Source organism: Albibacillus kandeliae, from assembly GCF_003116585.1.
Lineage (GTDB): Bacteria > Pseudomonadota > Alphaproteobacteria > Rhodobacterales > Rhodobacteraceae > Albibacillus > Albibacillus kandeliae.
In genome coordinates, this window is sequence record NZ_QEHM01000003.1 from 51103 (window position 1) to 65583 (window position 14481).

Genomic DNA, 14481 nt, shown 5'->3' on the forward strand with positions numbered 1-14481 from the left:
AATCCCGGGACCGGGATTTCGCAGAAACAGTCTGTGCCACCCAGTTTTACAGTGACTTAGCCCGAATTCGCCCGCGTTCTGACGGTTTCGTCAACGGAAACCGATTTGCAGCGAGCGCCTCTTGCTGTAAAATCCCGTCAAAAAAGGCAAGAGGCAATGAGCAGATCCCTTTGCGTGATGATCCTCACGCTGATGCTGGCGTCGTGCGGTGGCGGATTCTCTTCGCCTCCCAGCAACCTGGACAACGCCTGCGCCATCGTGCGGGAAAAACCCAAGTACGTTCGTGCCTTCAAGGCATCCGAACGCCGCTGGGGCGTGCCCGTCGCGGTGCAGATGGCGACCGTCTATCAGGAAAGCCGCTTTCGCAGCGATGCGCGCACCCCGTTCCGCTATACCCTTGGCGTGATCCCGATGGGGCGCCAGTCCAGCGCTTACGGCTATTCCCAGGCGCTCGACTCGACCTGGGACGACTACCGCAAGTCGACCGGCCGACGCGGCGCCAAGCGCGACAACATCCGGGACTCGGCCGACTTCATCGGCTGGTACATGAGCCGCAGCCACTACAAGGTCGGGATCGAACTGACCGACGCGCGCAACCAGTACCTCGCCTACCACGAGGGTCATTCCGGTTTCGCGCGTGGCAGTCACAACAGCAAGAGCTGGCTGCTGCGGGTCGCGGGCGACGTCGAGGCGCGCGCCGTGCTGTACCAGTCGCAGCTGGCAAGCTGCGGCCGCTACTGATCAGCGGTTGTTCGCGCGCCGCGTGATGTCGGGATAGAACAGCGAATCCTGGATCGTCATCCCGGTCTCGAGCCCGTCAAGGACCACCGCCGTCCGGCTGCCCTGTTCGTTGGTGATGGTCCACTGGCGCAGGGCCACCGGCGCATCGCTGAACTTCAGGTCGATGAACCCGTACTCGGGATGCTCGGGATCCTGGGCGCGGACAACCGTGTAGGTGCCGTCGAAATCATGCCCGACGACCATGTTCGCGCGCCCAAGATCAACCTTCTTCTCAAGGATGATCGAAAGCGGAGTCCGCTTCAGCGGGTAGGTTTCCGGCGGCACGTTCGATTTCGAATCCCGCACCATCACGGACCCGGCGCTGGCAATCACGTAGCCCTTGTTGGGCGGATTGTACTCGAACCGCATCTTGCCCGGCCGCTTCACATACAGCGTACCGGTCGATTTCGACCCATCCTCGTTGTACTGGACAAAGTCGCTCTCGGCGGTGCTGAAGCCGTTCAGGTAGTCCGAGATGGCGGACAGCGAAAGCTCCTCCGCGGCGAGCGCGTTGGAAGCCAGGGCGCCCGTCAGGAGGGCGGCAAGGGTCAGAGACTTGATCATGACGCCTAGATAAACCCCGCCGCGCGGAAATCCAGCATCCCTCGCGCGGCAGTGATCATCCTGCGGCAGAGCGCCGCCCATCCCGAACCCGGCCGAACACCTCAGAAACCCGCGTAGCTGGTCAGGTGATACTCCATCGACCAGGCCGACATGTCGCGGAACAGCATGCTGTAGGCGTCGTCGCCAAGGTCGATCTTCAGCACCAGATCGGCACCGTCGTTGATCTCGCGCAGCTTCACGTCCTCCATCGTCAGGGTCAGGCGACCGAAGTCGAGCGAATCCGAGTAGATGTTGAAGTCCTGCACGATATCGCGCGCGCCGTCCTGCTTCGGATTGAAGACGAAGACATCGCGCCCCCCTCCCCCGTTCAGCCGGTCGAGTCCCTTGCCCCCGACGATCCGGTCGTCGCCGTATCCGCCCGAGATCACGTCGTCCCCATCGCCCCCGATCAGGTCATCCGCGCCGCCGTCCCCGAACAGGCGGTCGTTGCCCTTGCCGCCGACCAGCCGGTTGCTGTCGGCCGTGTAATAGACATCTCCCGCGAAGCTCGCGTAGATCTTGTCGTTGCCGCCGCCCCCCAGCAGCACGTCGGAGCCGTTCTTTCCCACGATCACGTCGCGCCCTGCCCCGCCGATAATGCGGTCGTCTGCACCGCCCCCGATCAGCCGGTCATTGCCGCCGCCGCCCTTCAGCAGGTTCTCGGACCCGACGCCGATCACCCGGTCATCCTCGGCCCCTGCCACGACGCGGAACACGCCGTCGTCGCGGAACCCGTAGGACCAGTCGTCCGCCGCGCCGCTTTCGCCGTAGATGTGGCGCAGCGCCTGCTCATCCAGCACGCCCAGCTCTCCCACCGGATAGTTCGTGTAGTTGTAGGACATCAGCGTGTAGCGGTGGCTGTCGAAGACCGAGCTCAGCGTCAGCCCGCCCTCGTGGGTATGCGACAGGCCGACCGCGTGGCCGAGCTCGTGCAGGATCACTTCGGCCGAATAGCCCGAAGACAGGTCCAGCGAGGACACGTCGAGGACGAAGGACCCGGTCGAAACCGCGCCGTTGTTCACCCAAGGGTAATTGGCCCAGCCGCCCCAGTCCGAGCCGGTCACCCCGTGCAGGTTGATCATCGCCTCGCCGTCGGCCTTCTCGACAAAGGTGATCCCCGTCACCGCCTCGATGGCGTCCATGGCCGCACGAACGGCGTCCTCGACCGCCGGATTCAGGACGGTGACCGTATCGACCGCATAGGCGACTTCCCACGCAGAGGGGAGCTCGTCCGGAGTCATGAAATGATAGCTGACGAAAACCGGGGAGCCGAGCGACTCACCCGCGTTCCAGCGCTGAGCCGCGTAATCGAGATAGGCGAGAATCGCCGTGTAATCGGAAACAACTGTCATGAAACAACTTTCCTGGAAAACGCACCACACCGAACCATGGTGACCAAACAAACATGCCGGGCAAGGGGCCCGGCATGGTTTTACGCTTCAATGTGGCACCAGTTGGGCGCCTACTGCTGTTCGGGGACGAGGATCTCGCGTTTGCCCACGTGGTTGGCAGCCGAGACGACGCCTTCTTCCTCCATCTGCTCGACCAGGCGCGCGGCCTTGTTGTAGCCGATGGCCAGCTTGCGCTGGATGTAAGAGGTCGAACACTTGCGGTCCTTGATCACGATCTGCACCGCGGTGTCGTAGAGCGCATCCTCGCTGTCCGTGTTGCCACCGAGGCCAAGTACCATGTCGATGTCGTTCGACTTGTCCTCGTCCGGGCCTTCCAGAACGGTGTTGACGTAGGACGGCGGGCCGAACTGCTTGAGGTGGTTGACCACCTCCTCGACTTCCTCGTCCGAGACGAACGGGCCGTGGCAGCGGGTGATCTTGGCGCCGCCGGCCATGTAGAGCATGTCGCCCATGCCCAGCAGCTGCTCGGCGCCCATTTCACCAAGGATGGTGCGGCTGTCGATCTTGGACGTCACCTGGAACGAGATCCGGGTGGGGAAGTTCGCCTTGACCGTACCGGTGATCACGTCGACCGAGGGACGCTGCGTGGCCATGATGATGTGGATGCCCGAGGCACGCGCCATCTGCGCAAGGCGTTGGATGCAGGCCTCGATCTCCTTGCCCGCGACCATCATGAGGTCGGCCATCTCGTCGACGATCACGACGATGTAGGGCATTTTCTCGGGCGCGAATTCCTCGGTCTCGAACACCGGTTCGCCGGTCTCGTCGTCAAAGCCCGTCTGCACGGTGCGCGAGAACATCTCGCCCTTGGCCAGCGCATCCTTGACCCGGCCGTTGTAGCCGTCGATGTTGCGCACGCCCATCTTGGACATCTTGCGATAGCGGTCCTCCATCTCGCCCACCACCCACTTGAGCGCGACCACGGCCTTCTTGGGGTCGGTCACAACAGGGGAGAGGAGGTGCGGGATGCCGTCATAGACGGAGAGTTCCAGCATCTTGGGGTCGATCATGATCAGGCGGCACTCGTCCGGGGTCAGACGATAGAGCAGCGACAGGATCATGGTGTTGATCGCGACCGACTTACCGGAACCCGTGGTCCCGGCGATCAGCAGGTGAGGCATCTTGGCGAGGTTGGCGACGATCGGGTCGCCCCCGATGTCCTTGCCCAGCGCCAGCGGCAGCGCCTGGTTGCCATCGCCAAAGTCGCGGCTGGCGAGGATCTCGCGCAGGACCACCTTTTCGCGGTTGTCGTTCGGCAGTTCGATCCCGATCACCGAGCGGCCCGGCACGGTCGAAACGCGGGCCGACAGCGCCATCATCGAACGCGCGATATCGTCGGCAAGGCCGATCACGCGGCTGGCCTTGAGGCCCGGGGCCGGTTCCAGTTCGTACATGGTAACCACGGGGCCCGGACGGACGCTGACGATCTCGCCCTTGACGCCATAGTCGTCCAGAACGTTCTCGAGCATCCGCGCATTCTCTTCCAGCGCCTCGTCCGAGAGGTGGTGCCGCTGGATCGCCTTGGGATCGGACAGCAGGCTGAGGGGCGGCAGTTCGAAGTCGCTGTTCTCGTCCTCCAGCGCGAGGCGCGGCTGCGCCTCGGCCTGTGCGCGGCGGGACTGGACCGGCGCCTTGCGGGCCGGGTTCTCGACCACCTTGCGCGGCTCGGGAACCGGAACCTTGCGCGCGACGGCCGGCTGGCTCACCGGCATCGGCTCGGACTCCATCATCTCCGGCTCGGCCTCGTAGTAGGGCTCGTCGTCGAACATATTGTCGTCGTAGCGGTCATCATAACGGTCGTCGTACTCGTCCTCGACAAAACGCTCTGCCACCGGCGCCGGACGGGCGGCGGCCTGCGCGCTGGTCAGCGGCGGCTCGGCCCTCAGGCCCGTCGAGGGCCGCGGCGCGACCAGCAGCGGTTCGGGCCGGCGGCCACGTCCCTTGGTCAGCGGTTTGGTCGGGTCGTCCTCGGGCTCGACCGGCAGCCCGGCCTGACGGCGGGCACGCACGATGTCGGCAATCTTCGAGCGGATGCGCTCGCCACCCGTGGCGTCTTCATCCCGGTAAAGCTGGGCTTCGTCCAGTTCGGGTTCCGGTTCCGGCTCGGGGCGCCGGATCAGGCTCGGCATACGCGACAGGAAACCGCCGCGCGGTTCGGCCGGCTCCGGGCGCGACACGATCTCGATGGGCTCGAACTCGTAATCGTCCTCTTCCCAATCGTCACGCTGCGCCGCCCGTTCCGCGCGCGCGATACGGAATTCCTGATGCCGCTCCGCCACGCGGACGCCCTGCTGACGTACCATCTTGGCGGTACCGGCTGCACTGCGCCCAAGCAGGGTCAGCAGCGCGCTGTAGGCCATGATCAAGCCGATCAGAACGAACCGGGTGCCCCGGCTCGCCTCGTATTTCGTGACACCCAGCACGTAACCGCCAAGCGCCAGCATCGCCGCCGCCATCACCAGCGAGGTGAGCTTGATCATCAGGTGCGACCCGAAGGGCAGCGCCGTCAGCAGCGCACCGGTCACCGTATCGCCGAACATCCCACCAAGGCCGAAGCTGTGCGTCGCCTTCCATGCCGCATCGGGCACCAGCGTCGAGGCATAGACCGAGCCCAGCGCGATGGCGATCGGCGCGAAGACCACGCGCGAAACGGCGCGCTCCTCTCCGCGGTGGAACGCGAACCGCGCGCCCCAGACCATCAGGCAGAGCGCGATACCCCAGCTGCCCCAGCCGATGATCATGAACAGCGGTGCGGCGATGGAGGCGCCAAGCGACCCCATCCAGTTCTGCACCGGTGCATCGGTCGAGACCAGCCAGTTCGGGTCCTCGGGCGTATAGGATCCGATCATCGCCGCAGCCGCACAGCCGAGACAGAACAGGAAAATCCCGATCAGTTCCTTGCCGCGTTTCTCGATCGCCGCCTGCATGTTGCTGTCGAGCAGCGGATCGCGGTTGCGAATATGATAGGATGCCATACCTGCCTCGATTTACTTATCCGTACAAACAATCGCGCAACATCGTCAGCGCGCGCCGCGTCTCGTCCTGGGGCGCCACCAGGGCGACGCGAATGAATCCCTCGCCGGGGTTCTGCCCCGACTTGCCCTGCGCCAGATAGGCGCCCGGCAACACCCGCACCCCGGTCTCCTGCCAGAGTTTCAGGGCCGCCGCCTCGCCGTCATCCACCGGAAGCCACAAGAAGAACCCGGCCTCGGGGGGCTGATAGCCCTGCACACCGGCAAAGACCTCGTCGGCGATAGCGTATTTTTCCTGATAAAGACGGCGATTTTCTGTCACGTGCGCCTCGTCCGCCCAGACGGCTGCGGCAGCCGCCTGCAGCGGCCCCGGCAGCGGCGCCCCGGAATAGGCCCGCAACTGCTTCATCGCGGCGATGGACTTGGGCCCGCCCGCAACAAACCCCGAGCGCAGACCCGGCAGGTTCGACCGCTTGGACAGCGAATGGAACACGGTCACCCGCTCGGGGTCCGCCCCCATCTCGCGCGCAACTTGCATGGCGCCCGGAGGCGGCGTGTCGCGGTAGATCTCGCAGTAGCATTCGTCGGCGAAGATGCGGAAATCGTATTCCTCGGCCAGCGTGATCAGGTCAGCCCAATAATCGCGCGACGCCACCGCGCCCTGCGGGTTGGCAGGCGAACAGATATAGGCAATCGCCGTGCGGTTCAGGATCTCGGGCGCAAGCCCGCGATAGTCCGGCAGGTGGCCGGTCGCCGCCGTCGCGGGCACGAACAAGGGCTCCGCCCCGACCGAAATCGCCGCGATCATGTAGACCTGGTAGAAGGGGTTCGGCGTCAGAACGATGGGCGTCGAGCGGTTCTTGAGCTCGGGACACAGCGCCATTGCAGCGTTGTAGAGCCCTTCGCGGGTGCCGTTCAGCGCAAGGATTTGGCTGGCCGGATCAAGCGCGACGCCATAGCGGCGCTGGAACCAGTCGGCGATCGAGCCGCGCAGTTCGTCGGTACCCTCGTTCTGGGGATAGCTGTTGAACAGGGCAGCGTTGTCCGTGATCACGTCCTTGACCCAGGCCGGAAACGCATGCTTCGGCTCGCCAATGGTCATGTGAACCACGTCGCCGCCCGGCGCGTGAGAATCCAAAAGCGCCCGCAGGCGCGGGAACGCATAGGCCGGAAGGTTCGAAAACCGTTCGGGAAAGTCCATCGATACTGCCTCAGTCGGGATCATTTACGCCCCGTTTGTCAGCAAGTTACCGGCGTGCCCCCTTCGCGTCCAGCCAAACCCGGTGCTTGACAGGGAATTTGTGTCTTTCAGGCCAACACCGCTTCGGCGGCTGCTCCGAGTCGCAGCATGGCTTCCTCGGTGTCGGGCGCACACATCATCATCAGGCCGCAGCTTGGCGTGCCCGTGGGCAGGGTCAGGCCGCAGGTTCCCATCAGGTTGCCGATCCGCGTGTTGCGCAGCGCAAAGAGGTTAACCCATACGTAGTAGTCGTGGTCGGTCTCCAGCCGGTGCAGGTTGGCAGGCAGGATCGGCGAACTGGGCAACAGCACCGCGTCATAGCCCGCCGTCAGCGCGAAATAGGCTTTGCGGATGTCCTGCAGCCGTTCCCACGCCGCCGCGAACTGCGCCGCGGTAAAGGTTTTACCCAGCTCGAACCGCTGGCGGATCTCGTGGAACATCAGCTCGGGGTTGGCCTCGATGACAGCGCCCCACTGGCCGTAGGCCTCGCCGCTGTAGAGCACCGCGCTCACGTCCATCGCGTCGCGGATGGCGGCGAACTCGATCTCTTCGATGACGGCGCCCGCGTCCCGCAGCTTGCGCACGGCGCCCTCGAAGGCCGCACCGGGCGCCTCGGTCACATCTTCCATCGCGACGGTCTTGAGGATCGCGAACCGGCGGCCTGCCAGCGAAGCGCCCCGCAGGTCCGCCGCCCTCCCCTGCTCCATCGCGGCAAGCAGCAGCGCCGCGTCCTCCACGCTGCGGGTCAGCGGGCCGACGGTGTCGAAGCTCTTGATCAGCGGCACCACGCCGTCGAGGCTCAGTCGCCCCGAGGTGGTCTTGAGCCCCACGAGGTCGTTCCAGGCCGAGGGCACCCGCACCGAACCGCCCGTGTCCGATCCGATCCCAGCCGCAGCGAGGCCGAAGGCCACCGAGGCGGCGGCGCCGGAGGACGACCCGCCCGACACGGCCTCGTAATCGTTCACGCAGGGCGAGGTCGCGGTCACCGGGTTGTAGCCGAGACCCGAGAAGGCCAGTTCGCTCATATGCGTCTTGCCGAGACAGACCAGCCCGGCCCGCGTCGCGTTGACCAGCACCGGCGCATCATGCTCTGGCACCCGGTCCTTCAGCAGGGCCGAACCCGCCTCGGTCGCCACGTCCGCCGTATCGAACAGGTCCTTCCACGAGATCGGCACGCCGTCCAGCGGCGACAGCCGGCGGCCCGCCTTGGCACGGTCATGGGCGGCTCCCGCCTCGCTCAGCGCGCGGTCGCGGGTCAGGCGGGCATAGATGCGGTCACGGAACTGGTGCGCCTCGATGGCGTCGAAATGCGCTTCGGCAAGGGCCACCGGGTCGATCTTGCCCGCTCCGATCCCGCGACCCAGATCAGCCGCGGTCATTTTCAGCCAGTCCTGCATTCCGCCATCCTTTCCCAGTGGTTGGGCGGACGGTAGCGACAGCAATCCGCATGGACAATCCCGGATCGGCGCACATATTGAGCGGCATGAACCGAAGCACTGACATTCTCGTCGTCGGCGGCGGGCTGAACGGCCCCGCGCTGGCGCTCGCCCTGGCCCAGGCCGGGTTCCCCGTGACGGTGATCGACGCCCTGGCGGAGGATACCCGCAAGGACGCCGGGTTTGACGGGCGCGCCTATGCGCTGGCTCTCGCCTCACAGCGGCTGCTGTCGGCCATCGGGGTCTGGGAGGCCGTGGCTGACGAGGCCCAGCCGATGCTGGAGATCAAGGTCAGCGACGGGCGCGCGGGCGAAGGCCCCTCGCCCTTCTTCCTGCATTTCGATCACGGCGAGATCGAGGAAGGCCCGATGGGCTACATGGTCGAAGACCGCCACCTGCGCCGCGCCTTTCTTGACGCGATGGACGCCAGCCCGCTGATCACGCAGGTGAACGGCAGCCGCGTGGTCGGGCAGCACGGCACCCCCGGCGGCGTTTCGGTCGACCTCGACAACGGCGACCGTCTCGATGGCGCGCTGCTGGTCGGCTGCGACGGACGGTTGAGCGGCACCGCGTCGCGCGCCGGGATCCGGCGCACCGGCTGGGACTACGGCCAGACCGCGCTGGTCTGCGCCATCTCGCACGAGATGCCGCACGAGGGGATCGCCCACCAGTTCTTCATGCCCCCGGGGCCGCTCGCGATCCTGCCGCTGACCGGCAACCGCAGCTCGATCGTCTGGAGCGAGCGCACCGCCGAGGCGCTGCGGATCAACGCATTGGACGATGCGGGATACCTCGAGATGCTGCGGCCCCGCTTCGGCGATTTCCTTGGCGAGATCGGCCTTGCCGGGGCGCGCTTTACCTACCCGCTTGGCCTCTCGCTCGCCAACAGCTTCATCGGCGAGCGGCTGGCACTGGTCGGCGACGCCGCGCATGGCGTCCACCCCATCGCGGGGCAGGGTCTGAATGCCGGGCTGCGGGACGTGGCGGCGCTGGCCGAGGTGCTGGCGGACGCCTCACGCCGCGGAGAGGACATGGGCGGGCGGCAGGTGCTGGAGCGTTACCAGCAGTGGCGGCGCTTTGACACTGCGACGCTGGCGTTGGCGACGGATGCGTTCAACCGCCTGTTCTCGAATGACAACCCGCTGCTGCGCCTTGGCCGTGACATCGGCATGGGGCTGGTCAATGCCGCCCCTGCCCTGCGCCGGACCTTCATCCGCGAGGCCGCCGGGCTGACCGGGGACCTGCCCCGGCTGATGCAGGGCAAGCGGGTCTAGACCGCTGTCGCGTTAAGGTTTTGTTTGCCGTTTCGCGCGCGAAACATTTTTCGCGCAACCGCCTGATTTCCTTGGCCGGTTAACCACCTGTCAACCAAGCGTAGGTGCCTCAGTCGAGGCGCCGCGCCTCGTCCACCAGCATGATCGGGATGCCGTTGCGGATCGGAAAGGCTAGCCCGGCGGGCTTCGAGATCAGCTCCTGCGCCTCGGCGTCGTATTCCAGGTTGGCATGGGTCTGGGGGCAGACCAGCGCCTCCAGCATCCGCCGGTCGAACGCCGGCTGGGTATCGCTCATTGCCATGTCTCGTCTCCATTCCCGCCCCTCAGGGCGAATTCGATCAGGGTGACCAGCGTCTCGCGCCGGGTGCTCAGCGAGGGGGCCTCCAGAAGGGCCTGCTTGTCCTCGGGGGCAAAGTCCAGAAGCATCGACAGCGAGTTGATCAGCAGCTCGTCCTCGGCCCGCTTCAGCGTTTTCCAGTCGGTCGCCATGTGGCGCCGGTCGAACAGCCGTTGCAGCAGTTCGAGAAAGGCCGTGCGGTCGAAGTCGGGATCGCTCTCGCTGCGGGCGAGGTCTCTCTCGAACCCAGTCCACGACACCTCGCAGCGCCGGTAGGGGGTGAACCCCGACACCTCCTGCGAGATGCGGAAGCGCGATATCCCGGCAAGGGTGATCATGTAGCGCCCGTCCTCGGTTTCCGAGAACTGCGTGACCCGCCCGGCGCAGCCGATGCTGTGAAGCCCGTCGCTGCCGCCCGGGCGCGGGTTGGGCTGGACCATGCCGATCAGCCGGTGCGGTGTCTTGAGCGTGTCTTCCAGCATCTGGAGGTAACGCGGCTCGAAGATGTTCAGCGGCAATCTGGACCGGGGCAACAACAGTGCCCCGGGCAAGGGAAACACCGGAATAAGATCCGGCAGATCGGCAGCTTTGATCATGCTAAGGAAGCTAGTCCTCGCCGCGCCTCAGGCAAATATCATCGACGACAATTTTCGCCGCCCGTTCAGCACAACCGGATCATTGGGCTTGAGCGCGTCGAAAATGGTAAAGAGCTGGGTCTTGGCCGCGCCCTCGTTCCACTCCCGGTCACGCCGGAACAGATCCAGCAGCTGATCGACCGCCTCGGCGGACTTGCCCGTGGCATAGAGCGCCTGAGCGAGGTCGAAGCGGGCCTGCAGGTTCGACGGATCGGCCTCGACCGCTGCCTGAAGCTCGGCCACCGGGCCGGCATCGGCGGCCTGCCGCGCCAGCTCGATCTGGGCGTGGGCCGCTTCCAGTTCGGCGGAGGACGAAATCTCGGCCGGGGCGCCGTTCAGGATCGCTTCGGCCTGTTCGAGGTCCCCCATCGCGATGTGCGCGCGGATCAGCCCGCCATAGGCCGCTGCGTTCTTCGGATCTTCGCCAAGGATCGCGGCAAAGGTCTGGGCGGCGTCGGTGGCCGCGCCCTCGGCCAGCATCTCTTCGGCGGCGGCAATCGCCTCGGCCAACTGGTCGCCCGGGGCTTCGCCCCCGGCCATGGTCACCACGCGGTCGATGAACTTCTTGATCTCCGAGCCGGGCAGCGCGCCCTGAAACCCGTCGACCGGCTGCCCCTTGTAGAAGGCATAGACCGTCGGGATCGACTGGATCTGAAGCTGGCCCGCCAGCATCTGCGCCTCGTCGACGTTGACCTTGACCATCTTCACCGCACCCTTGGCAGCCTTCACGGCCTCTTCCAGTTGCGGCCCGAGGGTCTTGCAGGGGCCGCACCACGGCGCCCAGAAGTCGACGATGATCGGCAGGTCCTGACTGGCCTGGACCACGTCCTGCATGAAGGTGGCCTCGGACGAGTCCTTGATCAGGTCCGCGCCCGGCGCGGCGGAGGTGAAGTCGAGTTCCATTCTGAACTCCCGTTTTGAATGACAAGTGTTGCCTCTCATATGTGAGGCCACTTGCCTGTTGTCAAAGCCTTATAGATCGAAGGTCGCGAAGACGGGGGCGTGGTCCGAAGGCTGCTGCCATCCGCGCGCGTCGCGCAGCACCCGGCTGGAATGCGCGGCGTTCGAGATGTCGGGCGTGGCCCAGACGTGGTCGAGCCTGCGGCCCTTGTCGGCGCCCGACCAGTCCTTGGCCCGGTAGGACCACCACGAGTAGAGCAGGCCCGAGGGAATGTCCTGCCGGGTGACGTCGACCCACTTGCCCGCGTCCTGCGCGGCGCCGAGGTGTTCGACCTCGATGGGCGTGTGGCTGACAATCTTCAGCAGCTTCTTGTGATCCCAGACATCGTCTTCACGCGGGGCGATGTTGAGGTCGCCGACGAGGATGGACTTCTGCGGGTTGTCCGCATGGAAGGCGTCGCGCATCTCGGTCAGGTAGTCGAGTTTCTGACCGAACTTCTCGTTCTTCTCGCGGTCGGGCTCGTCCCCTCCTGCGGGAACGTAGAAATTGTGGATCGTCACCCCGTTTTCCAGTCGCCCGGCGATGTGGCGGGCATGGCCGAGGCTTGCGTAGTCGACCGAGCCGACCTCCTCGATGGGCAGCTTGGACAGGATGGCGACGCCATTGTAACCCTTCTGCCCGCGCCCGATCATGTGGGTGTAGCCGAGGGCACGGAACCCTTCGAGCGGGATCTTCTCGACCGGGGACTTGCACTCCTGGAGGCAGAGAACGTCGGGCATCTCCTCCTGCATCAGCTTCAGGACGATGGGTTCGCGCAGGCGGACCGAGTTGATGTTCCAGGTGGCAAGGGTGAAGGGCATGTGCAGGTCTCCGAGTCAGCCTGCGCGATCCTAGGGATGTGGCGCGCGGGGTAAACCCCGGAACCTGCTCAAAGCACGAGGAGCAGGATGACCCCCACGACCGACAGGCCGATCCCGGCGAGGCCGAGGGGCGACACGCTGCGCTGGCGCAGCACGATCCGGTTCATCGCGTAGGTTATCAGCGGATAGGTCGCGACGAGCGGCGCCACCGAGGTCACCGGGCCAAGGTTCAGCGCGGCGTAGAGCGTCAGCAGCGCCATGCCGTTCGCCAACCCGATGCCGATGAACCAGAGCAGCCCCGCGCGCGGGATGGCATAGCGGCGGGGCCCCACCGAAAGGCGGACGGTCCAGATCGTCGAGGCCGAGACGAGATAGGCGATGGTGGCGGCGGCAAAGGCGTCGGGCCAGCCCGCCAGCCCGGTCTTGACCAGCGGCTGCGCCGCGCCCCTCAGCGCCGCGCCTGCCACCGGGATCAGCAGCAGCCAGAGACCGGCGCGGGAATGCGAGCGCACCCGCGCCAGCGTGATCAGCCCGAGCCCGGCAAAGAGGACGGCGATGCCGGCGACCTGCCCGAGGTGGGGCACCTCGCCGAGGAACATCACCGCCAGACCGATGGCGAAGAGCGGCGTCAGGTTGCCGAGCGCGGCGGTCAGGTCCCCGCCCAGCCGCTTGTTGGCGGCAAAGTTCAGCAGCGTGACCGCGGCAGGATAGACAAGGCCCGAGACCGCGAAGATCGCCGCGCTGCTCGGGTTCCAGTCGCTCCAGCCAACGGTGGCGGGCGCGAGCAGCAGGAAGAAGACCGCGCTGGTCGGCACGCTGATCGAGGCTCCGACGAGGCCCGGCAGGTGGCGCAGCCCGAACTGGGTCGCGACGATGCCCGCCGCGAAGAACAGCGCCGACAGGAACGAGATCAGGAAAAGTCCGAAGTCCAACGATCAGGTCCGTTCCGGCGATCCGTTGGCGGGGCGGGGAAAGTGCATGAGGTCAGACAAGGCCCTGCCTGCGCCAGTTGCCCGGTGACATGCCATAGACCTCGCGGAAGCTGCGGCCGAAATGCGAGGCATCGCGGAAGCCGGCCATGTAGCCCACCGACGCGACAGGCAGGTGGGCGTGCCTCTGCTCGCCCAGCAGGCGCGCGGCAAGGGCGAGGCGTTCGGCGCGGAGCATGTCACCGAAGGCTTCGCCGTTCCGGGTACAGAGGTTGCGGATGTAGCCGGGCGAGAGCCCGGCCTCGGCGGCGAGATCGCCGATGGTGAAATCGGGATCGGCGCAACGCCGGGCAAGGATCCCGCGCAGCCGCAGCACATGCGCGACCGGCCGGTCGGCCCCCAGCCCTGTGGGTTGGCGATCGCCCGCAGCGAGCGCGGCAAGCGACAGGATGACGGTGTAAAGTCGGTCGAAGTCGTCCCCGCTGTTTCGCGCCGCGCGCCGCGCGAGGGTTCGGGCGGTTTCGGCCAGCAGGCGGCCATAATCCCCGCCCTGGCAGAACTTGAGGGGGGCGCCCTGCGGCAGGCCATCCCGCCCGGCCTGCTTTGGCAGCATCAGGGAGGCGACCGAGAAATCCCGGCAGGCGGAGTGATCGATATCGAAGGCTTGGCTGCCGTCGAACAGGCCGATCTCCCCCGTCTTCAGCACGATGGACTCGCCACCCTGCGAGATGCGGCATTCGCCGCTCAGTTGCAGGTTGAGATAGTAGCAGTCCTGCGGGGTAGCGGCGATCTCGGCCCGGCCGCGATGCACCTCGTGACTCTTGGAGGCGACGAGATTCAGAACCCCCTCCCCTACCGGCAAGGACATCAGCCTTGCGTGGAAACTGGTCCGGCGGGCCCTGTCGACCTCGGGCCGCAGCGGCATGAAGGCGGCGCAGATACCTTCGCGGTAGTATTGAAATGCATCGGTGTCGGCCACGTCGGCCGTGTCCCAGACCCGGGCGTCCGGGCGGATGTGAGGCCCGGAACAGGATTGGTGAAGCCCGTTCATTCCCTGACATCCCCCTCCACGACATAGTCTCCCCCGCCAAACCTAAGAGAG

13 protein-coding genes are annotated in these 14481 nt (G+C 66.1%); 2 read left to right on the top strand and 11 right to left on the bottom strand.

Features of this window, described 5'->3' with window-relative positions; genetic code table 11:
• The first annotated feature begins 156 nt into the window (after positions 1-156).
• Positions 157-741 (top strand): transglycosylase SLT domain-containing protein, encoded by a 585-nt coding sequence (locus DDT93_RS06215; protein ID WP_109464953.1) that lies wholly within the window; start codon positions 157-159, stop codon positions 739-741.
• Here DDT93_RS06215 and DDT93_RS06220 read toward each other — a convergent pair whose 3' ends face one another.
• The 5 genes from DDT93_RS06220 to DDT93_RS06240 form a co-directional block, all read right to left on the bottom strand.
• Positions 742-1341: a LolA family protein gene (locus DDT93_RS06220; protein ID WP_109465758.1), complete on the bottom strand. Its 600-nt coding sequence runs from the start codon at positions 1339-1341 to the stop codon at positions 742-744.
• 104 nt (positions 1342-1445) lie between these two features.
• Positions 1446-2735, bottom strand: coding sequence for a hypothetical protein (locus DDT93_RS06225; protein WP_109464954.1), 1290 nt, complete (start codon positions 2733-2735; stop codon positions 1446-1448).
• Between the two features lie 110 nt (positions 2736-2845).
• Positions 2846-5770: a DNA translocase FtsK gene (locus DDT93_RS06230; RefSeq protein WP_109464955.1), complete on the bottom strand. Its 2925-nt coding sequence runs from the start codon at positions 5768-5770 to the stop codon at positions 2846-2848.
• A 16-nt stretch (positions 5771-5786) separates the two neighbouring features.
• A complete protein-coding gene (locus DDT93_RS06235; protein ID WP_109464956.1) occupies positions 5787-6968 on the bottom strand; it encodes an aminotransferase class I/II-fold pyridoxal phosphate-dependent enzyme in 1182 nt (393 codons plus the stop codon).
• Between the two features lie 107 nt (positions 6969-7075).
• Positions 7076-8404, bottom strand: coding sequence for an amidase (locus DDT93_RS06240; protein WP_109464957.1), 1329 nt, complete (start codon positions 8402-8404; stop codon positions 7076-7078).
• An 86-nt stretch (positions 8405-8490) separates the two neighbouring features.
• Here DDT93_RS06240 and DDT93_RS06245 point away from each other — a divergent pair, with 86 nt between their 5' ends.
• Positions 8491-9717, top strand: coding sequence for an FAD-dependent monooxygenase (locus tag DDT93_RS06245; protein WP_109464958.1), 1227 nt, complete (start codon positions 8491-8493; stop codon positions 9715-9717).
• 109 nt (positions 9718-9826) lie between these two features.
• Here DDT93_RS06245 and DDT93_RS06250 read toward each other — a convergent pair whose 3' ends face one another.
• The 6 genes from DDT93_RS06250 to DDT93_RS06275 all read right to left on the bottom strand — a co-directional run bounded on the left by DDT93_RS06250 (position 9827) and on the right by DDT93_RS06275 (position 14430).
• Positions 9827-10012, bottom strand: coding sequence for a Trm112 family protein (locus DDT93_RS06250; protein ID WP_109464959.1), 186 nt, complete (start codon positions 10010-10012; stop codon positions 9827-9829).
• Entirely contained in the window at positions 10009-10650 is a 642-nt protein-coding gene (locus DDT93_RS06255; protein ID WP_109464960.1) for an LON peptidase substrate-binding domain-containing protein, read from the bottom strand. Before DDT93_RS06255 ends, DDT93_RS06250 begins: the two co-directional genes overlap by 4 nt.
• Before the next feature lie 27 nt (positions 10651-10677).
• A complete protein-coding gene (gene trxA, locus DDT93_RS06260) occupies positions 10678-11592 on the bottom strand; it encodes a thioredoxin (RefSeq protein WP_109464961.1) in 915 nt (304 codons plus the stop codon).
• A 69-nt stretch (positions 11593-11661) separates the two neighbouring features.
• Positions 11662-12450: an exodeoxyribonuclease III gene (locus DDT93_RS06265; RefSeq protein WP_109464962.1), complete on the bottom strand. Its 789-nt coding sequence runs from the start codon at positions 12448-12450 to the stop codon at positions 11662-11664.
• Positions 12451-12518: 68 nt separating this feature from the next.
• On the bottom strand, positions 12519-13382 hold the full coding sequence (locus DDT93_RS06270) for a DMT family transporter (RefSeq protein WP_109464963.1): 864 nt from the start codon (positions 13380-13382) through the stop codon (positions 12519-12521).
• 52 nt (positions 13383-13434) lie between these two features.
• Positions 13435-14430, bottom strand: a complete 996-nt coding sequence (locus DDT93_RS06275; RefSeq protein ID WP_109464964.1) for an AraC-like ligand-binding domain-containing protein — start codon at positions 14428-14430, stop codon at positions 13435-13437.
• Between the last annotated feature and the right edge of the window lie 51 nt (positions 14431-14481).

Excerpts from the sequence above, each read along its gene's own strand:
- DDT93_RS06215 (WP_109464953.1), top strand. The coding sequence starts at position 157 with ATGAGCAGATCCCTTTGCGTGATGATCCTCACGCTGATGCTGGCGTCG.
- DDT93_RS06225 (WP_109464954.1), bottom strand. The coding sequence starts at position 2,735 with ATGACAGTTGTTTCCGATTACACGGCGATTCTCGCCTATCTCGATTAC.
- DDT93_RS06230 (WP_109464955.1), bottom strand. The coding sequence starts at position 5,770 with ATGGCATCCTATCATATTCGCAACCGCGATCCGCTGCTCGACAGCAAC.
- DDT93_RS06235 (WP_109464956.1), bottom strand. The coding sequence starts at position 6,968 with ATGGACTTTCCCGAACGGTTTTCGAACCTTCCGGCCTATGCGTTCCCG.
- DDT93_RS06240 (WP_109464957.1), bottom strand. The coding sequence starts at position 8,404 with ATGCAGGACTGGCTGAAAATGACCGCGGCTGATCTGGGTCGCGGGATC.
- DDT93_RS06245 (WP_109464958.1), top strand. The coding sequence starts at position 8,491 with ATGAACCGAAGCACTGACATTCTCGTCGTCGGCGGCGGGCTGAACGGC.
- DDT93_RS06250 (WP_109464959.1), bottom strand. The coding sequence starts at position 10,012 with ATGAGCGATACCCAGCCGGCGTTCGACCGGCGGATGCTGGAGGCGCTG.
- DDT93_RS06255 (WP_109464960.1), bottom strand. The coding sequence starts at position 10,650 with ATGATCAAAGCTGCCGATCTGCCGGATCTTATTCCGGTGTTTCCCTTG.
- trxA (WP_109464961.1), bottom strand. The coding sequence starts at position 11,592 with ATGGAACTCGACTTCACCTCCGCCGCGCCGGGCGCGGACCTGATCAAG.
- DDT93_RS06265 (WP_109464962.1), bottom strand. The coding sequence starts at position 12,450 with ATGCCCTTCACCCTTGCCACCTGGAACATCAACTCGGTCCGCCTGCGC.
- DDT93_RS06275 (WP_109464964.1), bottom strand. The coding sequence starts at position 14,430 with ATGAACGGGCTTCACCAATCCTGTTCCGGGCCTCACATCCGCCCGGAC.